The sequence below is a fragment of the Nocardioides sp. NPDC004968 genome, assembly GCF_040608935.1.
In the GTDB taxonomy this organism is placed as follows: Bacteria; Actinomycetota; Actinomycetes; order Propionibacteriales; family Nocardioidaceae; genus Nocardioides.
The window spans coordinates 147,250-165,068 of record NZ_JBEXJF010000008.1; the positions used below are offsets into that span (position 1 = coordinate 147,250).

The window sequence follows — 17,819 nt, forward strand, 5'->3', positions numbered from 1 at the left end:
GCGCTGTCCGCCTCCCTCTGCCCCTTTCACGAATGGCCACGACACCGGATCGACACGGTTCCCGAAGTTTTTTCGGGAGCCGTGTCGATCCTCGACCCAGGAGAGGCCCGTCAGGAGAGACCGTTCGCCTTGCGGATGACCTCGACGATGTCGGCCATGATCTCGGTGAGGCTGAAGTCCTTGGGCGTGTAGACCGCCGCGACCCCCGACTGGATCAGCGTCCTGGCGTCGGACTCCGGCACGATGCCACCCACGATGATGGGTACGTCACCCAGGCCCGCCTCGCGCAGACCCTTGACCACCGACGGCACGAGCGACATGTGCGAACCGGAGAGGATGGAGAGCCCGACGACGTGTACGTCCTCGGCGACCGCCGCTGCGACGATCTGCTCCGGGGTGAGCCGGATGCCCTGGTAGATGACCTCGAAACCGGCGTCACGGGCCCGGACGGCGACCTGCTCGGCACCGTTGGAGTGACCGTCCAGACCCGGCTTGCCGACGAGCATGCGCAGCTTGACGCCGAGCTCCTCGCCGGTGGCCTTGACCCGGTCGCGTACGGCCGACAGCTCGGCGCCGGCCTCGGCGGCACCGACGGCACCGGAGACACCGGTGGGCGCCCGGAACTCGCCGAAGACCTCGCGCAGGGTGCCGGCCCACTCCCCCGTGGTCGCGCCCGCGCGGGCGGCGGCCAGGGTGGCCTCCATCAGGTTGGCGTCGGTCTTTGCGGCGGCAGCCAGAGCGGCCAGCGCCTCGGAGACGGCCGTCTCGTCACGCTCGGCCTTCCAGGCCTCGAGGGAGGCCTTGGCGGCCTCCTCAGCGCGAGGGTCGGCGACCATGATCGCGGCGTCCAGATCCGCCGTCAGCGGGCTCGGCTCGGTGGTGGTGAACTTGTTGACGCCGACGATGATCTCCTCGCCGGACTCGATGGCGGCTCGACGGCGCGCGTGCGAGGAGACCAGCTCGGACTTCATGTAGCCGGTGTCGACCGCGGCGATCGCGCCGCCCATGGCCTGGACCCGGTCGATCTCCTCCTTGGCGCCCGCGACGAGCTCGGCCACCTTGGCCTCGACGACCGGCGAGCCGTCGAAGAGGTCGCCGTACTCCAGCAGATCGGACTCGTAGGCGAGCACCTGCTGCAGGCGCAGCGACCACTGCTGGTCCCACGGACGCGGGAGGCCGAGCGCCTCGTTCCAGGCGGGCAGCTGCACCGCGCGCGCCCGCGCGTTCTTGGACAGCGTCACCGCGAGCATCTCCAGCACGATGCGCTGGACGTTGTTCTCCGGCTGCGCCTCGGTCAGGCCGAGGGAGTTGACCTGTACGCCGTAGCGGAACCGGCGCATCTTCGGGTCCTCGACGCCGTAGCGCTCACGGGTGATCTCGTCCCACAGCTCGACGAAGGCGCGCATCTTGCACATCTCCTCGACGAACCGCACGCCCGCGTTGACGAAGAACGAGATCCGGCCGACGACCTTGCCGAAGTCCTCCTCGGACACCTGACCGGAGGCCTTGACCTGGTCGAGGACCGAGATGGCGGTGCACATCGCGTAGGCGATCTCCTGCACCGGCGTGGCCCCGGCCTCCTGCAGGTGATAGCTGCAGATGTTGATCGGGTTCCACTTGGGGATCTGGTGGACCGTGTAGGCGATCATGTCGCTGATCAGCCGCAGGGAGTGCTCCGGCGGGAAGACGTACGTCCCCCGGGAGAGATACTCCTTGATGATGTCGTTCTGGGTGGTGCCGGCCAGCTTGGCGGCCACCTCGGCCGGGTCCATCCCCGGGTTCTGCTCCTCGGCGGCGACCTGATACATCGCGAGCAGCCACATGGCGGTCGCGTTGATCGTCATCGAGGTGTTCATCTCGGTGAGCGGGATCTGGTCGAAGAGCTTGCGCATCTCCCCCATGTGCATGATCGGCACGCCCACCTTGCCGACCTCACCGCGGGCGAGGACGCTGTCGGGGTCGTAGCCGGTCTGCGTGGGCAGATCGAAGGCGACCGAGAGACCGGTCTGGCCCTTGGCGAGGTTGTTGCGATAGAGCTGGTTGGACGCCTCGGCGGTCGAGTGGCCGGCGTACGTCCGCATCAGCCACGAGCGATCCTTCGCCGGGCGGCTCTGTCCCGAAGGCGTGGTGTCCGTCATAAGAGGCATGCTAGCCCCTCGGTTACCGATCAGTAACCGGCTCCGGTGTGGAAGATGTCACTCACCGGGCCACTCCTTTACCCACCGCGCCGCTAGGCGATGAGCGGTGAGTTCTCCACCTCGAGAACACGATAGAGCCTCGAGAGGTGGAGCATCCGGCGCACCGCGGGGGTGCAGCCCTGCAGAGTGAGTCGACGGCCCTCGGCATGGGCCTGCCGGGTCGCGACGGCGAGCAGCTTCAGCGCCGTCACATCGGCGCTGTTGACGCCGGAGACGTCGAGCACGACGTCACCCTCCACCGAGTCGAGATGGTCGTAGATCACGCTGCGTGCCATCCAGGTGCTGCGTACGTCGAAATCTCCGCTCAGCACCAGCGTCGGCCCGTCGATCAAGATCTCCATGCCCTGCCTCCATCCCCCAGGAAGTGGATTGCCCTACACAGAAGCTCTACGCCTACATGACGCTCCCTCTCGCCCACTATGACGCGCGGCCGCTTCGATTGGTTGCACCTCACCAGCCTCATTCGTCACTCTTGTCCCAATTTTCTATCGATCGACCACGTTCGCCGAAAATGGGCTGTCCGAATAGGCTCAGCGCATGGTCAACCTGACGCGCATCTACACCCGCACCGGCGACGCCGGTGAGACCCGGCTCGGCGACATGAGCCTGACCGCCAAGACCGATCTGCGACTGGAGGCGTACGCGACGACCGACGAGGCCGGGGCGGCGATCGGTGTCGCGCTGGCTCATGGCGGCATCGACGAGGACGTCGTGAAGGTGCTGACGACCGTCCAGAACGACCTCTTCGACGTGGGCGCCGACCTCTCGACCCCGGTCGTGGCCGACCCCGAGTATCCGCCGCTCCGCGTCGAGCAGGCCTACATCGACCGGCTCGAGGCCTGGTGCGACGACTACAACGAGCCCCTGGAGAAGCTCCGCTCGTTCATCCTCTCCGGCGGCACGGTGGCCGCGGCCCACCTGCACGTCGCCCGCACCGTCGTGCGCCGCGCGGAGCGGGCGGCCTGGGCTGCGTACGAGGTCCACGGCGAGACCATGAACAAGCTCGCGCTCACCTACCTCAACCGCCTCAGCGACCTGCTCTTCATCCTCGCGCGGCACGCCAACCGCGAGCAGGGCGACGTCCTGTGGGTGCCGGGCGGCGAGCGCTGAGGCGCACGAACCTCACAGCCAGCCGCGACGCCCCGCCTCGTAGCCGAGCTGGAGGCGGGTGTCGACCTGCGCGCGATCCATCATCTGGCGCACCCGCCGCTGGACCGTACGCAGCGACAGCCCGAGCTGCGCCCCGATGGAGGCATCGGTCAGGCCGGCGAGCAGCAGCGAGAGCACCTTGGTGTCCAGGGGCTCGAGGCGATCGGCGGCCGTCTCGACCGTGCCCTCGGGCGTCGCGACGAGCTTGGGGGCCGAGGTCCAGATCAGGTCGAAGAGGGCGATGATCGCGTCGAGGAGACCGCTGGGGTGGAGCAGCAGGGCGTCCTGGACCGTGTTGTGCTCACCGTTCATCAACGGGATCAGGGCGATCTCCCGGTCGACGATGAAGGCGCGCAGCGGCACCGTTGGCACGACCCGTAGCTCGATCCCGATCTCGAGGCCGGAGTCGATGCTCTCGTAGATGCCGGGGGTGTCGAAGACGGAGCGCTCGAGGACGATGTCGTGCCGGACGCCTCGTTCGATCGCGGCCCGCTCCGCCTCGTCGGCGTCCTCCCGGGTGACGACCGCGGCCTGCGGCTTCTGCAGCGCCTGGATGCACTTCTTCGCCGAGTACTGCAGCTGGGCGAACCGCTGGGCGATGGCCTCGGTGCCGTGCACGACGTCGACGACGTCGGCCACGTCCCGGCGGGCGACCGAGCCGCGATAGAGCCCGGCGAGCTCGGTCATCTCGACCTGCGCGCGGCGCAGCTCGTCCTGACGCTGGACGAGCAGCGCCCCGAGCGCCACCGCCGGCGGGGAGGCGACGTAGCGGTCCTGACCGGCCGAGGCGCGGGCGACCAGGCCCTTGCCCTCCAGCGCGGACAGCACCGCCGAGACCGCGTAGGCGTCCAGGTCGGCCGCTTCGGCCAGCTCTTCGAGGTTGGCCGACGGCGCGGCGACCAGCTGGCGGTAGACCGTCTCCTCGAGATTGTCGAGACCGAGCGCATCGAGCATCCGAGATGCCTTTCCGTGGCGGGGAACGAACGACGGTCATCATGGCAGATATACGACACGTCACATTCCCGCCATGGCGGTTCGACTTGCATTCACCGGCAACTTGGCCGAAAGTATTCATCGCCACCTCGGTCCGGATCCCCCCGCTCGGATCGAGGTGGCTTTACTTTTACGCGACAAAGTTGTCGCGATCGGTTCGCATCCGGTTGTCCGGGACGGGATGTCGGGCGTGCGTCTATGCATGCCGATGAATGCACCGCAACCCCGTGGTCGTGCGCTGCTGGTCTAGACCACTGCCACCGCACTGAACGAGACGCTGCTCACCACGAGCGTCCACGAAGTCGCAGAACCCGCCTCATGCTGGAAGAATAGATCGGGTGCCCTTGCTCGAAGCTCTCACGAACGACCTGCTCCGCGAGACCTTCGACCCCCAGACCATCGAGCGTGGCGAGGCCTACGCAGCCCAGGGCCGGGTCGGTGAGCCCCGGGTCACCGAGATCGGCAGCAGTGCGCTGCGAGCTTCGGCCGAGGTCAGAGGCACCAGCCCGGCTCCCTACCGCGTGACCCTCAACCTGGATTCCCGGAACGGCGTCGTCAGAGCGACCAGCTCGTGCAGCTGCCCCGTGCACAACAACTGCAAGCACGGTGCCGCGCTCGGCCTGGTCCTCGCCGGCACGCGCGCCGCGGCGATGCCGATGGGCCCGTCGTGGGAGACGGAGCTGCGCACACTCCTGGGCCAGCTCGCCGAGGACAACAAGCCCGAGGACGACCTGCCCGCGCTGGCGCTCGAGATCGACGTGCACAGCCCGCGGTCGGCCGTGGCGGGCTCCCCCACCGTCGAGCTGCGCCCGATGCGCATGGGCAACCGCGAGCGCTGGGCGAAGACCGGTGCCGACTGGGCCAACATCCCCAACGCGGTGCCCGGCAAGGACTTCCCCCGCAGCCAGCTGCTCCCCCTGCAGGAGCTGGCCCGCCAACTGCGGTCCGACCGGCTGCTCTACGCCCGTGGCTCTTCGCTCAGCCTCGCCGACTTCGGCGAGCACGCGGTCAGCCTGCTCCGCGACGCGATCCGTGGCGGCGTGACCGTCCTGCCCGGCGAGAACGTACGCGGCGTGGTGATCTTCGACGAGCCGCTCTCGCTCGCCGGCGAGCTGCGCCGCGAGGACGGCGAGGCCGTCCTCCGCTTCGGCCTGGCCCAGGGTGACCGGGTCTACGCCGGCCCGACGGTGCTCCCGATCGGTCGCCCGACCCGCTCGGTGGGCGTGCTCGATGCCGGCGTCCTCCATCTCGCTGACCTGTCCGGACCGCTGTCGACCCACGCGCAGCGGCTGGTGACCGCCCGGGACCCGCTGACCGTCCCCGAGGCCGAGATCGGCACGCTGAGCGCCCTGTTGGGCCCGCTGGCCCGGCTGGTGCCGCTGCGCTCGGCCGACGACTCCCTCGACATCCCGGAGCCTCCCGCACCGCGCCTGACCCTGACGGTCACCTGGCGCAGCTCGACGCATGCCACGCTCGGCTGGACCTGGGCCTACGGCGTACGTCACTACCCGGTGGACTCCCGCGAGGACCTCGGCCTGGTCCGCAACCCGGCCGAGGAGGCCGCGCTGCGCGCGAAGGTCTCCACCGAGCTGCTCCGCAAGCAGGAGGTACGCGACGGCGACGCGCTCGCGCTCGCCATCCACGACCTGCCGGCGCTGCGTGAGGTCGAGGGCGTCGAGGTCACCGAGGTCGAGCGGCCCGACTTCCGCGAAACCGACGAGGACCCCGAGATCTCCTTCGAGATCACCTCGCCCGACGGTGCCGCCCTGGCCGGGCAGGACTGGCTCGACCTGCAGGTCGTGATCCGGATCGGCGCCGAGGCCGTCCCGCTTCCCGACGTGCTCGGGGCGCTGACCCGCGGCGACGACCACCTGATCCTCCCCAGCGGCACCTACATCACCACCGACCGCCCCGAGCTCGACCGGCTGCGCAACGTCGTCGAGGCCGCCGGACAGCTCCACGAGCGCACCGGCGACGGGATCGCGGTCGGCAAGCACGACCTCGGCGTCTGGGCCGAGCTCGCCGAGCTCGGCGTGGTCGACCAGCAGGCCGCCGAGTGGGTCCAGCGTGCCCAGGCGCTGCGCGACCTGCGCGAGATCCCACGGCCGGAGCCGACCGGGCTGGCGACCGAGCTGCGCCACTACCAGCTCGACGGCTTCCACTGGCTGGCGTTCCTGCACGAGCAGGGTCTCGGCGGGATCCTCGCCGATGACATGGGTCTGGGCAAGACGCTCCAGGTGCTGGCCACGATCTCCCATGCCGTGCACACCCAGCCGGAGACGCGCACCCCCTATCTCGTGGTGGCGCCCACCAGCGTCGTACCCGCCTGGGTGCAGGAGGCTCGCCGCCACACCCCCGGCCTGCGGGTGAGCACGGTGAGCAAGCGCATCGACTCCGTCGCCGAGGCCCGCGAGGACGCCGACGTCGTGGTCACGACCTACGCCATCCTCCGGCTCGAGCAGGACGCCTTCGCCGGGCGCCCCTGGGCCGGTCTCGTCCTCGACGAGGCCCAGCAGGTCAAGAACCACCAGTCCAAGACGTACGCAGCGGCCCGCCGCATCGACGCCCGCTGGCGTCTCGCGGTGACAGGCACGCCGTTCGAGAACCGGCTGATGGAGCTGTGGGCGCTGCTCTCGATCACGGCGCCGGGGCTCTACCCCAGCCCGCGGCTGTTCCGCGACACCGTGGTCTCTCCCGTCGAGAAGTCAGGCGACGACGCGGCGCTGCGCCGGTTCCGGACCCGGCTGCGTCCGTTCCTGCTGCGGCGTACGAAGGAGCTCGTCGCCGACGACCTGCCACCCAAGCAGGAGCAGGTGCTCGGCGTCGACCTCAACCCGGCCCACCGCAAGATCTACGACGCCCACCTGGCCAAGGAGCGGCAGCGGATCCTGCATCTGCTCGACGACTTCAACGACAACCGGGTCGCGATCCTCAGTGCGCTGACCAGGCTGCGGCAGCTCTCGCTCGACCCAGGCCTCGTCGACCCCGATGATGACGACGTCGGCTCCGCCAAGCTCGACACCCTCGTCGACCACATCGAGGAGCTCGCCGCCGAGGGTCACAAGGCGCTGGTCTTCAGCCAGTTCACCTCCTTCCTCGGCCGGGCACGCACCCGGCTCAACGAGGCGGGCATCGACGCCGCCTACCTCGACGGCTCCACCCGCGACCGCGGCGCGGTCATCGAGAGCTTCCGCGACGGCGATGCCCCGGTCTTCCTGATCTCCCTGAAGGCCGGTGGCGTCGGTCTGACCCTGACCGAGGCCGACTACGTCTTCGTCCTCGACCCCTGGTGGAACCCCGCCGCCGAGGCTCAGGCCGTCGACCGCGCCCACCGCATCGGCCAGACCCAGCACGTCATGGTCTACCGCCTGGTCTCGACCGACACGATCGAGGAGAAGGTCATGGAGCTCAAGGAGCGCAAGGCCGAGCTCTTCGCGAAGGTCGTCGACGGCGAAGGCGCCATGGGCTCCACCATCGGCGCCGACGACATCCGCGCCCTCTTCGACTGACCCGACCGAGGGCGTCGCTCCGGTGTAACACGTCGTTCGTAGGACTACTCGCCCTATCTGAACGACCGGATAGACCTACGAACAGCGTGTTACACGCCCCGCCGCCGTGCCACGGTCGCGGCCAGCGCCGCTGCCGGGAGCATGAGGACGGCGACGACCAGGAGGGCCCTCAGGGTGCCGAACTGGTCCCCTACGGCACCCAGGATCGGCGGGAAGCCGAGGAAGGCCGCATAGGCCAGCGTGGAGACGACCGAGACGCGAGCAGCGGCGCGGGTCTCGTCGTCGGCGGCGATGCTGATCCCCAGGGGGAAGCCGAGGGCCGCGCCGAAGCCCCACAGGACGATCCCGACCAGCGCGAGCCCGAACGAGCCGGCGAACACCGTCAGCACGATCCCGATGCCCGCCAGCGCCGCCGAGGTGATCAGTACCGGCTGCCGGCCGACCCTGTCGATCACCTTCGCGCCGGCGAAGCGGGCCACGCTCATGCAGAGGACGAACGCCGCGTAGCACGCCACCCCGACCCGGTGGCTCACGTCGTAGCCGTCGATCATCGCCAGCGCGACCCAGTCGTTGGCACTCCCCTCGGCGGCGGCGAAGGCGAGCACCATGAGCCCCAACAGCAGCGTCTGGGGCGAGCGCCAGGCGGCGATCAGCTCACGCCGCGGCGAGTGCCCCTCCGGGGGCACCTCGGCCGGGAGGAACCCCAGGGTCCCCCACCAGCAGACCGCCAGTGCGATGGCCGCGACCCCGACGATGTGCCACACGGTCGGCAGCGTGCCCACCAAGGCGATGCCCAGCAGTCCACCGAGCACGGTGCCGACGCTCCACATCGCGTGCAGCTGCGGCATCAGCGTCTTGCCGCCGAGCCGCTCGACCGCGGCCCCCTCGACGTTCATGGCGACGTCCCAGATCCCGTAGCCGACGCCGTACGCCACCAGGAACAGCGCCACCAGCCACGCCTGTTCGAGCCAGCTGCCAGAGATCGCCACCAGGGTCAGGGCGGCGACACAGAGCACCGCGCAGCCGCGTACGACCCGGGCTGCGCCCCAACGCATCACCAGTCCCCCGGCGAGCGGCAGCCCGGCGACGGAGCCGATTCCCATCGCCAGCAGCATCAGGCCGACGGCCGAGTTGTTCAGGCCGAGGCTCTCGCGGAGCGCGGGGATGCGGGAGATGAAGGTCGCGGACAGCAGACCGTTGGTGGCGAACGCCACCACCGATCCAGCCTGGGCACGGCGGAGAGGCGTCACGAGTAAAGGCTAGTGGGGCCCCGGGCCGCGTCCAGGTGCGGGGATCAGTCCCGCTTCTTCTCGTACGGCCCACCGCGACCGAAGATCGGCAGCACCCACGGCTGGCGCAGCGGGGCACCGGCGAGCGCGACGACCGCGAAGGCAGCCGCGAGCACCCAGGCGATCCCGTAGAGCGCGCCGCCGAGGCCGAAGGTCACGATCGTGACGGCGAGCAGGGTGAGCTGCAGGTTGAGGGCACCGGCGGCGTGGTGCTTCACGAACTCGGAACGCTTGCCGACGGTGTAGTAGAGGATCGCCGGGCCGACGACGATCGGCACCAAGGTCGTGGCCTGGGCGAGGGCGCCGAGGAGCCGCTCCTCGGTGGTCGGCGGCGGCAGCAGGTCGCGGGCGGGCTTCGCCGGCGCCGGAGACGGGGTCGGCTGCGCGATCAGGTCGCGAGTGATCGGCTCCAGGGCGGCGTACGTCTTCGACTTCATGGTCAGGTCGAACCGGAGGTCGAACTCGGCCTGGTCGAGCCGGCCGTCGGCGTAGGCGGACTTGAGGACGTCGATCACGCGGTCGCGATCGGCATCGGTGCAGCGGAGCTCGTCACCGGCGACAGATGCCGGTGGAGTGGGCGGGGTGGGCGGGGTCGGGATCGGGGCAGTTGAGGACATACCTCTACGATCCGCCGCGAATGCCTTCCGGACAATCAGGGAAGCCCCCGAATGCAAACCGACCGACCCCGGTCTTGTGCCGGAGACGGTCGGAGACGGGTCGAAGGGGGCGCTCAGAAGACGGTCCAGGTGGACCGCATCGGGCGGGACTCCAGCCAGGCCTGGAAGCCGATGAGGGTCTGCTGATCCATGGCCAGGTCGATGTGCTCGCCCTTGACGTCGCAGGTCACGATCAGGCTCTCGGGGTAGAGGACGAGCTCCTCGATCCCCTCGGGAGAGCGGCTGGAGACATAGACGATCTCGACCCGGCGCCAGACCCGTTTGGGCTTGGGCGAGAGCGAGAAGATCCGGAACCACTCCAGCTGCGCATCGCCGGAGTAGCGGCCGATGCCGATGACCCAACCGCGCCCGGGACTGGTGTCCCGGACGCGGTGGCTCAGTTCGAAGACGCCGCCGTTGCGAGCGAGCAGACGGCGGCGTACGGCGATCCCGATGCCATAGGCGAGGACAAGCAGAAGCGATGCGGCCACAACGACCAAGAGCAGCTCCCACCATGCCATCCGGGTATCGCCCCTCTTTCCCTAGGAGGCTTTCTCGACAGCGCGGATGCGTGCCTCGGCACGACGGATGCGCTTCTCGGCGTCGTTGTTGGTGCCGAGCAGGCGACGGGCCTCCTCGAGCTCGACCTCAGCCTGGCTGAGGTCGATCTCGTGGGCCAGCAGCACGTGCTCGGACAGGATCGAGACGCGGTCGTTGGCCACCGAGAGGAAGCCACCGTCAACGGTCGCGATGACCTCGGTGCCCTCCTCCGGAGTGATCTCCACGACCGCCTCGGTGAGAGCCGACAGCACCGGCGCGTGACCGCGCAGGACGCCGACATCACCGTCGACCGTTCGGGCGATGACCATGGTGGCCCCGCCGCTCCAGACCACGCGGTCTGCAGCGACGAGCTCCACCTGAAGTGCGTCCGTCATCAGAGGCTCTTCTGGATCTCGGCCCACTTCGCCTCGACGTCGTCGAGGCCACCGCACATGAAGAACGCCTGCTCGGCGACGTGGTCGTACTCACCCTCGGCGATCTTGTTGAACGCCTCGATGGTGTCCTTGACCGGAACCGTCGAACCCTCGATGCCGGTGAACTGCTTGGCGACGTAGGTGTTCTGCGACAGGAACCGCTGGATCCGGCGAGCGCGGGAGACGATGATCTTGTCTTCCTCGGAGAGCTCGTCGACACCCAGGATCGCGATGATGTCCTGCAGCTCCTTGTTGCGCTGGAGGATCTGCTTGACGCGGACGGCGCAGTCGTAGTGGTCCTGACCGATGTACTGCGGGTCCAGGATTCGCGACGTCGAGGTCAGCGGGTCCACGGCCGGGTAGATACCCAGCGACGCGATCTCGCGGGAGAGCTCGGTGGTCGCGTCCAGGTGGGCGAACGTGGTCGCCGGAGCCGGGTCGGTGTAGTCGTCGGCCGGCACGTAGATCGCCTGCATCGAGGTGATCGAGTGACCACGCGTCGAGGTGATCCGCTCCTGGAGCTGACCCATCTCGTCGGCGAGGTTGGGCTGGTAGCCCACGGCCGAAGGCATCCGGCCCAGCAGGGTCGAGACCTCGGAGCCCGCCTGGGTGAAGCGGAAGATGTTGTCGATGAACAGCAGCACGTCCTGGCCCTGGACGTCGCGGAAGTACTCCGCCATCGTCAGCGCCGAGAGAGCCACGCGAAGACGCGTGCCCGGCGGCTCGTCCATCTGGCCGAAGGTCAGGGCGACCTTGTCGTAGACGCCGGCCTCCTGCATCTCGTGGATGAGGTCGTTGCCCTCACGGGTGCGCTCGCCGACACCGGCGAACACGGAGACACCACCGTGGTTCTTGGCGACTCGGGCGATCATCTCCTGGATGAGGACGGTCTTGCCGACGCCCGCACCACCGAAGAGGCCGATCTTTCCACCGGTCACGTAGGGGGTGAGGAGGTCGATGACCTTGATGCCCGTCTCGAACATCTGGGTCTTGGACTCGAGCTGGTCGAAGGCCGGAGCCTTGCGGTGGATGCCCCAGCGCTCGTTGACCTCGACCGTAGCCGGGTCGACGTCGAGGATGTCGCCGGTCGCGTTGAACACGTGGCCGAGGGTGACGTCACCCACGGGAACCGTGATCGGGCCACCGGTGTCACGAACCGAGGAGCCGCGTACGACGCCGTCGGTCGGCTTCAGCGAGATCGCGCGGACCATGCCGTCACCGATGTGCTGGGCAACCTCGAGCGGCAGGGTCGTCGTCTCACCGCTGATGGTGACCTCGACCTCGAGCTTGTTGTAGATGTCCGGCATGGCGTCGACGGGGAACTCCACGTCGACGACCGGGCCGATCACGCGGGCGATGCGGCCCGTCGTGGTCTTCTCGTCAACCTGTGCGGTCATTTTCTAGTCAGTCTTTCTGTGGGTTCTCAGTCGTTCGCAGCCTGGGCGTCGGCGAGCGCGTTCACGCCACCGACGATCTCGCTGATCTCCTGGGTGATGCCGGCCTGGCGAGCCTGGTTGGCAACCCGGGTGAACTTCTTGATGAGCTCGTCGGCGTTGTCGGTAGCCGACTTCATCGCCTTCTGACGCTGTGCCAGCTCGGAGGCGGCGGCCTGCAGCAGCGCGAACCAGATCCGGCTCACGACGTACTGCGGGAGCAGCGAGTCGAGCACGGCCTCGGCCGACGGCTCGAACTCGTAGAGCGGCAGGACATCGCCCTCGGCCGGAGCCTCGGTGCCCTCCACGACCTCCAGAGGCAGGAGACGTACGGCGGTGGGCTTCTGCGTCATCATGGTGATGAACCGCGTGTAGACCACGTGGACCTCGTCGACGCCGGGAGCGACGGCCTTCTCGGACTCGGTGCCCTCGACGAAGACCTCGATCAGCTTCTCGCCGATCTCCTTGGCCGCCTCGAACTCCGGACGGTCGGAGAAGCCGGTCCAGGCCTGCGCCACGGAACGACCGCGGAACTTGTAGAAGGCCTCCGCCTTGCGTCCGGTGACGTAGAGGTCGACCTCCTTGCCCTCGGCCTTGAGCTTCTCAACCAGGCCCTCGGCCTCCTTGAGCACGCTCGAGGAGTAGGAGCCGGCCAGACCACGGTCGCTGGTGACCACCAGCACGGCGGCGCGGGTGGGCGCCTCCGGCTCGGTGGTCAGCGGGTGGTCCACGTTGGAGTAGGTCGCCACCGCCGAGACGGCGCGGGTGAGCTCACGGGCGTACGGCGCGGCCGCATTGGCCCGCTGCTGCGCCTTGATGATCCGGGACGCAGCGATGAGCTCCATGGCACGCGTGATCTTCTTCATCGACTCCGTCGACTTGATCCGCGCGCGGAGTTCACGCACTGACACGGCCATGGGTCAGCCCCGCTTCTGCTTGACGATCTGCTCCTGCTCGACGTCCTCGTCAGCCAGGGCCTGCTCCTTGGCGGAACCCGGCTTGATCGAGTGGCCCTCCGAGGTCTCGAACTGGTTGAGGAACGAGTCGTAAGCCTTCTTCAGCTCGGACTCGGTGGAGTCCTCGAACTTCAGCGACTCACGGATGCCGGCGAGGATGCCGTCGTGGGAGCGACGCAGGAAGTCGAGGAACTCGCGCTCGAACTTGAGCACGTCCTCGACCGGGACGATGTCCAGGCTGCCAGAGGTGCCCAGCCACAGCGAGACGGTCATCTCGTCGATCGGGTAGGGCGAGTAGGCCGGCTGCTTGAGCAGCGCCATCAGCCGCTGACCGCGGGCCAGCTGCTGCTTCGAGGCCGCGTCCAGGTCGGAGGCGAACATCGCGAAGGCCTCCATCGCGCGGTACTGCGCGAGCTCCACCTTGAGAGAGCCGGTGACGCCCTTGAGGGCCTTGGTCATCGCGGCGCTACCGACGCGGGAGACCGAGACGCCGACATCGATGGCCGGGCGCTGGTTGGCCGCGAACAGGTCGGACTGCAGGAAGATCTGACCGTCGGTGATGGAGATGACGTTGGTCGGGATGAACGCCGAGACGTCGTTGGCCTTGGTCTCGATGATCGGCAGACCGGTCATCGAACCCTTGCCCATCTCGTCGGAGAGCTTCGCGCAGCGCTCCAGCAGCCGGGAGTGCAGGTAGAAGACGTCACCCGGGTAGGCCTCACGGCCCGGCGGGCGGCGCAGCAGCAGCGACACGGCACGGTAGGCCTCGGCCTGCTTGGTCAGGTCGTCGAAGACGATCAGGACGTGCTTGCCCTCGTACATCCAGTGCTGGCCGATGGCCGAGCCGGTGTAGGGCGCGAGGTACTTGAAGCCGGCGGAGTCGGAGGCCGGAGCCGCGACGATCGTCGTGTACTCCAGCGCGCCGGACTCCTCGAGGGCGCCACGCACGGAGGCGATGGTCGAGCCCTTCTGGCCGATGGCGACATAGATGCAGCGGACCTGCTTGTCGGGGTCGCCCGACTCCCAGTTCTGCTTCTGGTTGATGATCGTGTCGATCGCGACCGTGGTCTTACCGGTCGAGCGGTCACCGATGATCAGCTGACGCTGGCCACGGCCGATCGGGGTCATCGCGTCGATCGCCTTGATGCCGGTGGCGAGCGGCTCGTGCACCGACTTGCGGGCCATCACGCCGGGAGCCTGGAGCTCCAGGGCGCGGCGGCCGACCGTCTCGATGTCGCCGAGGCCGTCGATCGCGTTGCCGAGCGGGTCCACGACGCGGCCGAGGTAGCCGTCACCGACGGGGACCGAGAGAACCTCGCCCGTACGTCGGACCGACTGGCCCTCCTCGATCTTGTCGAAGTCGCCCAGGACGACGACACCGATCTCGCGGGTGTCCAGGTTCAGGGCGAGACCAAGGGTGCCGTCCTCGAACTCGAGGAGCTCGTTGGTCATGGCCGAGGGCAGACCCGACACGCGGGCGATGCCGTCCGCGGTCGAAGCGACGGTGCCGACCTCCTCGGTCTTCGCCGCCTCCGGCTTGTAGTCCGCGACGTACTTTGCCAGTGCGTCCCGGATCTCGTCGGGACGGATGGAGAGCTCCGTCATCTGTGCCTTCTCTCTCAGTTCTTACAAGTCAGTCTGTGTCACACAGGGGTCGTACGGCCAGTTGACGGCCGCGGTGCCGGATCAGCCGGCCAGGGCTCGCTGCGCCCCTTCGAGGCGACTCGAGACGGTGCCGTCGATGACGTCGTCACCGATCGATACCTTGATGCCACCGACGACAGCCGGATCGACGACCACGTTGAGGTGGACCTCACGGCCGTACTTCCTCGCCAGTGCTCCCGCCAGACGGGTGGTCTCGGCCTCCGAGAGCGGGGCCGCAACGCGGATGACCGCGGTGCCCTCGCCTGCGACGGACGCCGCGACCTTCTGGTATTCACCGAGAGCGGCCGATGCGGTGCGGTAGGTGCCCGCCAGCGCCTGCTTCGTCAGGGTCACGGTCGCCGGAAGCGCCTTGCCCCCGAGCAGCGTGTCGACCAGCGCGGCCTTGTCCTCGGTCGTACGGGCCGGGTCGGAGAGCGCGTCGCGCAGCTCCGGCGTCTCCTGCACGGCCTGCTGGACCGCGAACAGCTCGTCGGCGAGGCGCGTGGCCTCGCCGCCGGCGCTGCGGACTGCGGCGATCTCGCTCAGTCGCTCGACCGCATCGCTCAGGTCACCGGCGTGCGTCCAGCGGTGCTTGACCGCCGACTCGAACACGCCGAGGCCCGTCGCGTCGACCTTCCCGCCGAACAGCTCACCGACGAGGCCGGTCTTGGCCTCCTGCGGCACCGATGCGTCGGTGACGAAGCGGCGCAGAGCTGCCTCGGCGCGGAGGGTCTGGGAGACCTCGAAGAGGGTGTCGGCCGCCTTCGCCGCCGCCTCAGGAGAGGCGGAGACAGCGGTCTTCAGCTCCTCGGTCAGGGCGGCAACGGCGTCGGCCGACGCTCCACGGAAGTCCATCAGTGAACCCCTGCCTCAAGGTCAGCGAGGAACCGCTCGACCACACGGCTGGAACGCTCGTCGTCGTCGAGGGACTCGCCGACGATACGACCGGCGAGACCGGTGGCCAGCGAGCCGACCTCGGTCTTCAGCGACGTAGCAGCCGCCTGGCGCTCGGCCTCGATCTGCGCCTTGCCGGCGGTGATGATGCGCTCCGCCTCGGACTGCGCCTCGAGGCGCATCTCGGCCTTGATCGCAGCGCCCTCCTCGCGAGCCTGCTCGCGGATGCGGGCAGCCTCGTGGCGAGCGTCGGCCAGCTGGGCCTCCAGCTGAGCGAGTTTGGCATCCGCCTCGGCCTGCTTGGCGTTGGCGTTCTCGATGCCGCCTTCGATCGCCGCGGTTCGATCGGCGTACGCCTTCTCGAAGTTCGGAACGATGAACTTCGCAACTCCCACGAAGAGGATGGCGATGACGATGAAACCGAGGATGATCTCCGGCACGTGCGGGACCAACGGGTTGATCTCGGTCTCCGCAGCGGTTACCTGGGTAAGGATCATGTCGGAACCTTCAGTAGTTCCCTACGTCAGCGAAGGACGAAGGCGAGAGCCAGGGAGATGATGAAGAACTGCTCACACAGAGCGAAGCCGAGGATGGCGATTGCCTGCAGGCGGCTCTGGGCCTCCGGCTGACGGGCGACACCAGCGACGTACGCGGCGAAGATCAGACCGACACCGACACCCGGGCCGATGGCGGAGAGGCCGAGGCCGATGATTCCGAGCTGTCCCTCCATGGGGATATTCCTTTCGGTTGCGACGCGATATGCGTCGGTTGTTGTGCGTCGTAGTGGTGGAGCTGTTGGTCCGAGCCTGAACGGATCAGTGCTCGTCCGCGACTGCACCGGCGATGTACATCGCCGAGAGCAGGGTGAAGACGTAGGCCTGCAGGAACATGATCAGCATGTCCAGGAAGGACACGAAGATGCCGAGCAGGAAGGCGAAGATGCCGGCGGTGATGCCCTGCCACGTCGGAACGTAGTTCAGGATCAGCCAGGCGCCACCGATGGAGAAGAGCGCCACCAGCAGGTGGCCGGCGAACATGGTCGCGAAGAGACGAATCGCCAGCGTGAACGGGCGCACGACGATGTTGGAGAGGAACTCCAGCGGGACCATCATGATCAGGATCGGGCCGCTCACGCCGCTGGGCACCGTCTGGAGCTTGAGGTAGCCGACGAAACCGTGCTTCGCGATGCCGACGGTGTTGTAGATCAGCCAGGTGATGATCGCCAGAGCCGCCGTGTAGCCGATGTGCGACATCGTGGGGAACTGGACGAACGGGATGATCCCGTAGAAGTTGTTGATGATGATGAAGACGAAGACCGTGAAGAGGTACGGCACGAACCTCATGTAGTCCTTCGACCCGATGATGTCGCGGGCGATGGAGTTGCGGACCATCCCGTAGACGTACTCACCGGCGAACTGCAGACGGCTCGGAACCACGGCGGCCTTGCGGGAGGCGGCGTAGAAGAAGCCGAAACCGATCACGACGGACAGCAGGACCAGGAGGCTCACCTTGGTCAGGGCCCAGTCGCCGGACCCGACGATCGGCGGAAGGAAGAAGTCCGCGGGCCCCGGGATATGAGGCCCCGACTCCGACGCCATAACGGTGGCGGCAAGCGACTTCACGCTGTCTCCTGTTTGTTCGAACTTACGATTCTGGGTGGCGAGCTTCAAAGGCTCGGGCATCATCCCGGCGGCCGCCCCCGACGGCCCGGACGATATCAGGCGCTACTGGCGGGTCACGAGTCTGCCCCGGGCAGGTCGAAGAGCGGGATCCGCTCGCGTCGCACCAGGAACGCGAACGTGGTCGTCCATGCGACTGTGAGCGCCATGACCGAGAAGGCTGCCGAACGTACGACAGCGTCTCCCCCGGTCTGCGAAACGACCAGCAGGACAACGAAGAGAACCATGCCTGACAGCGTGAAGACACCAACAGCGGCGGGCAACGACATCGCGGGCGACTTCGCCGCGATCCAGAACATCGCCCAAGAGCCGACCGCCAGCACGACAACGGTGGCGATCGATCCGATCGCAGCACCAGTCAGACCATCAGTCCCGGCAAGAACAAAGGCCACCGCGAGGGCCGCGAGCACAGCAACTGCGGACACTGCGGCAGAACCTCGCAGCA

The 17,819-nt window shown here is 68.2% G+C and carries 17 protein-coding genes; 2 read left to right on the forward strand and 15 right to left on the reverse strand.

Annotated elements, in window-relative coordinates:
• Positions 1 to 110: 110 nt before the first annotated feature.
• Positions 111 to 2,138 carry a protein meaA gene (locus ABZU72_RS11555; protein WP_355018995.1) on the reverse strand — a complete coding sequence of 676 codons (2,028 nt, stop codon included), beginning with the start codon at positions 2,136 to 2,138 and terminating at the stop codon, positions 111 to 113.
• A gap of 92 nt (positions 2,139 to 2,230) precedes the next feature.
• Positions 2,231 to 2,539: an STAS domain-containing protein gene (locus ABZU72_RS11560; protein ID WP_091047808.1), complete on the reverse strand. Its 309-nt coding sequence runs from the start codon at positions 2,537 to 2,539 to the stop codon at positions 2,231 to 2,233.
• Between the two features lie 196 nt (positions 2,540 to 2,735).
• Between ABZU72_RS11560 and ABZU72_RS11565 the strand changes: the two genes are divergently transcribed.
• Positions 2,736 to 3,308 carry a cob(I)yrinic acid a,c-diamide adenosyltransferase gene (locus ABZU72_RS11565; RefSeq protein WP_045547381.1) on the forward strand — a complete coding sequence of 191 codons (573 nt, stop codon included), beginning with the start codon at positions 2,736 to 2,738 and terminating at the stop codon, positions 3,306 to 3,308.
• A 12-nt stretch (positions 3,309 to 3,320) separates the two neighbouring features.
• On the opposite strand, the gene ABZU72_RS11570 is transcribed toward ABZU72_RS11565, so the two are convergent.
• Positions 3,321 to 4,301 carry a helix-turn-helix domain-containing protein gene (locus ABZU72_RS11570; RefSeq protein WP_355018996.1) on the reverse strand — a complete coding sequence of 327 codons (981 nt, stop codon included), beginning with the start codon at positions 4,299 to 4,301 and terminating at the stop codon, positions 3,321 to 3,323.
• A 377-nt stretch (positions 4,302 to 4,678) separates the two neighbouring features.
• On the opposite strand from ABZU72_RS11570, the gene ABZU72_RS11575 reads away from it, so the two are divergent.
• A complete protein-coding gene (locus ABZU72_RS11575) occupies positions 4,679 to 7,849 on the forward strand; it encodes a DEAD/DEAH box helicase (RefSeq protein WP_355018997.1) in 3,171 nt (1,056 codons plus the stop codon).
• Positions 7,850 to 7,938: 89 nt separating this feature from the next.
• Here ABZU72_RS11575 and ABZU72_RS11580 read toward each other — a convergent pair whose 3' ends face one another.
• The 12 genes from ABZU72_RS11580 to ABZU72_RS11635 form a co-directional block, all read right to left on the reverse strand.
• Positions 7,939 to 9,099 carry an MFS transporter gene (locus ABZU72_RS11580; RefSeq protein ID WP_355018998.1) on the reverse strand — a complete coding sequence of 387 codons (1,161 nt, stop codon included), beginning with the start codon at positions 9,097 to 9,099 and terminating at the stop codon, positions 7,939 to 7,941.
• Between the two features lie 44 nt (positions 9,100 to 9,143).
• The gene (locus ABZU72_RS11585; RefSeq protein WP_355018999.1) at positions 9,144 to 9,755 is read right to left on the reverse strand and encodes a DUF1707 and DUF4870 domain-containing protein; all 612 of its coding nucleotides are present in this window, start codon (positions 9,753 to 9,755) and stop codon (positions 9,144 to 9,146) included.
• 113 nt (positions 9,756 to 9,868) lie between these two features.
• The gene (locus ABZU72_RS11590; RefSeq protein ID WP_355019000.1) at positions 9,869 to 10,285 is read right to left on the reverse strand and encodes a DUF2550 domain-containing protein; all 417 of its coding nucleotides are present in this window, start codon (positions 10,283 to 10,285) and stop codon (positions 9,869 to 9,871) included.
• Positions 10,286 to 10,336: 51 nt separating this feature from the next.
• Positions 10,337 to 10,729, reverse strand: a complete 393-nt coding sequence (locus ABZU72_RS11595; RefSeq protein ID WP_045547377.1) for a F0F1 ATP synthase subunit epsilon — start codon at positions 10,727 to 10,729, stop codon at positions 10,337 to 10,339.
• Positions 10,729 to 12,165, reverse strand: a complete 1,437-nt coding sequence (gene atpD / locus ABZU72_RS11600) for a F0F1 ATP synthase subunit beta (protein WP_350659687.1) — start codon at positions 12,163 to 12,165, stop codon at positions 10,729 to 10,731. The genes ABZU72_RS11595 and atpD overlap by 1 nt, the downstream gene beginning before the upstream one ends.
• 26 nt (positions 12,166 to 12,191) lie before the next feature.
• Entirely contained in the window at positions 12,192 to 13,118 is a 927-nt protein-coding gene (locus tag ABZU72_RS11605; protein WP_355019001.1) for a F0F1 ATP synthase subunit gamma, read from the reverse strand.
• Positions 13,119 to 13,121: 3 nt separating this feature from the next.
• Positions 13,122 to 14,762, reverse strand: coding sequence for a F0F1 ATP synthase subunit alpha (gene atpA / locus ABZU72_RS11610; RefSeq protein WP_355019002.1), 1,641 nt, complete (start codon positions 14,760 to 14,762; stop codon positions 13,122 to 13,124).
• A gap of 81 nt (positions 14,763 to 14,843) precedes the next feature.
• Positions 14,844 to 15,656, reverse strand: coding sequence for a F0F1 ATP synthase subunit delta (locus tag ABZU72_RS11615; RefSeq protein WP_355019003.1), 813 nt, complete (start codon positions 15,654 to 15,656; stop codon positions 14,844 to 14,846).
• Positions 15,656 to 16,192 carry a F0F1 ATP synthase subunit B gene (locus ABZU72_RS11620; protein WP_355019004.1) on the reverse strand — a complete coding sequence of 179 codons (537 nt, stop codon included), beginning with the start codon at positions 16,190 to 16,192 and terminating at the stop codon, positions 15,656 to 15,658. Before ABZU72_RS11620 ends, ABZU72_RS11615 begins: the two co-directional genes overlap by 1 nt.
• 26 nt (positions 16,193 to 16,218) lie before the next feature.
• On the reverse strand, positions 16,219 to 16,425 hold the full coding sequence (locus ABZU72_RS11625) for an ATP synthase F0 subunit C (protein WP_091047785.1): 207 nt from the start codon (positions 16,423 to 16,425) through the stop codon (positions 16,219 to 16,221).
• Positions 16,426 to 16,510: 85 nt separating this feature from the next.
• Complete coding sequence (gene atpB, locus ABZU72_RS11630) at positions 16,511 to 17,317, reverse strand: F0F1 ATP synthase subunit A (protein WP_355019005.1); 807 nt, start codon at positions 17,315 to 17,317, stop codon at positions 16,511 to 16,513.
• Between the two features lie 113 nt (positions 17,318 to 17,430).
• Entirely contained in the window at positions 17,431 to 17,799 is a 369-nt protein-coding gene (locus ABZU72_RS11635; protein WP_355019006.1) for a hypothetical protein, read from the reverse strand.
• Positions 17,800 to 17,819 lie beyond the last annotated feature (20 nt).

Coding starts and splice junctions, on each gene's coding strand:
- ABZU72_RS11555 (WP_355018995.1), bottom strand. CDS start 2,138: ATGACGGACACCACGCCTTCGGGACAGAGCCGCCCGGCGAAGGATCGC.
- ABZU72_RS11560 (WP_091047808.1), bottom strand. CDS start 2,539: ATGGAGATCTTGATCGACGGGCCGACGCTGGTGCTGAGCGGAGATTTC.
- ABZU72_RS11565 (WP_045547381.1), top strand. CDS start 2,736: ATGGTCAACCTGACGCGCATCTACACCCGCACCGGCGACGCCGGTGAG.
- ABZU72_RS11570 (WP_355018996.1), bottom strand. CDS start 4,301: ATGCTCGATGCGCTCGGTCTCGACAATCTCGAGGAGACGGTCTACCGC.
- ABZU72_RS11585 (WP_355018999.1), bottom strand. CDS start 9,755: ATGTCCTCAACTGCCCCGATCCCGACCCCGCCCACCCCGCCCACTCCA.
- ABZU72_RS11595 (WP_045547377.1), bottom strand. CDS start 10,729: ATGACGGACGCACTTCAGGTGGAGCTCGTCGCTGCAGACCGCGTGGTC.
- atpD (WP_350659687.1), bottom strand. CDS start 12,165: ATGACCGCACAGGTTGACGAGAAGACCACGACGGGCCGCATCGCCCGC.
- ABZU72_RS11605 (WP_355019001.1), bottom strand. CDS start 13,118: ATGGCCGTGTCAGTGCGTGAACTCCGCGCGCGGATCAAGTCGACGGAG.
- atpA (WP_355019002.1), bottom strand. CDS start 14,762: ATGACGGAGCTCTCCATCCGTCCCGACGAGATCCGGGACGCACTGGCA.
- ABZU72_RS11615 (WP_355019003.1), bottom strand. CDS start 15,656: ATGGACTTCCGTGGAGCGTCGGCCGACGCCGTTGCCGCCCTGACCGAG.
- ABZU72_RS11620 (WP_355019004.1), bottom strand. CDS start 16,192: ATGATCCTTACCCAGGTAACCGCTGCGGAGACCGAGATCAACCCGTTG.
- ABZU72_RS11625 (WP_091047785.1), bottom strand. CDS start 16,425: ATGGAGGGACAGCTCGGAATCATCGGCCTCGGCCTCTCCGCCATCGGC.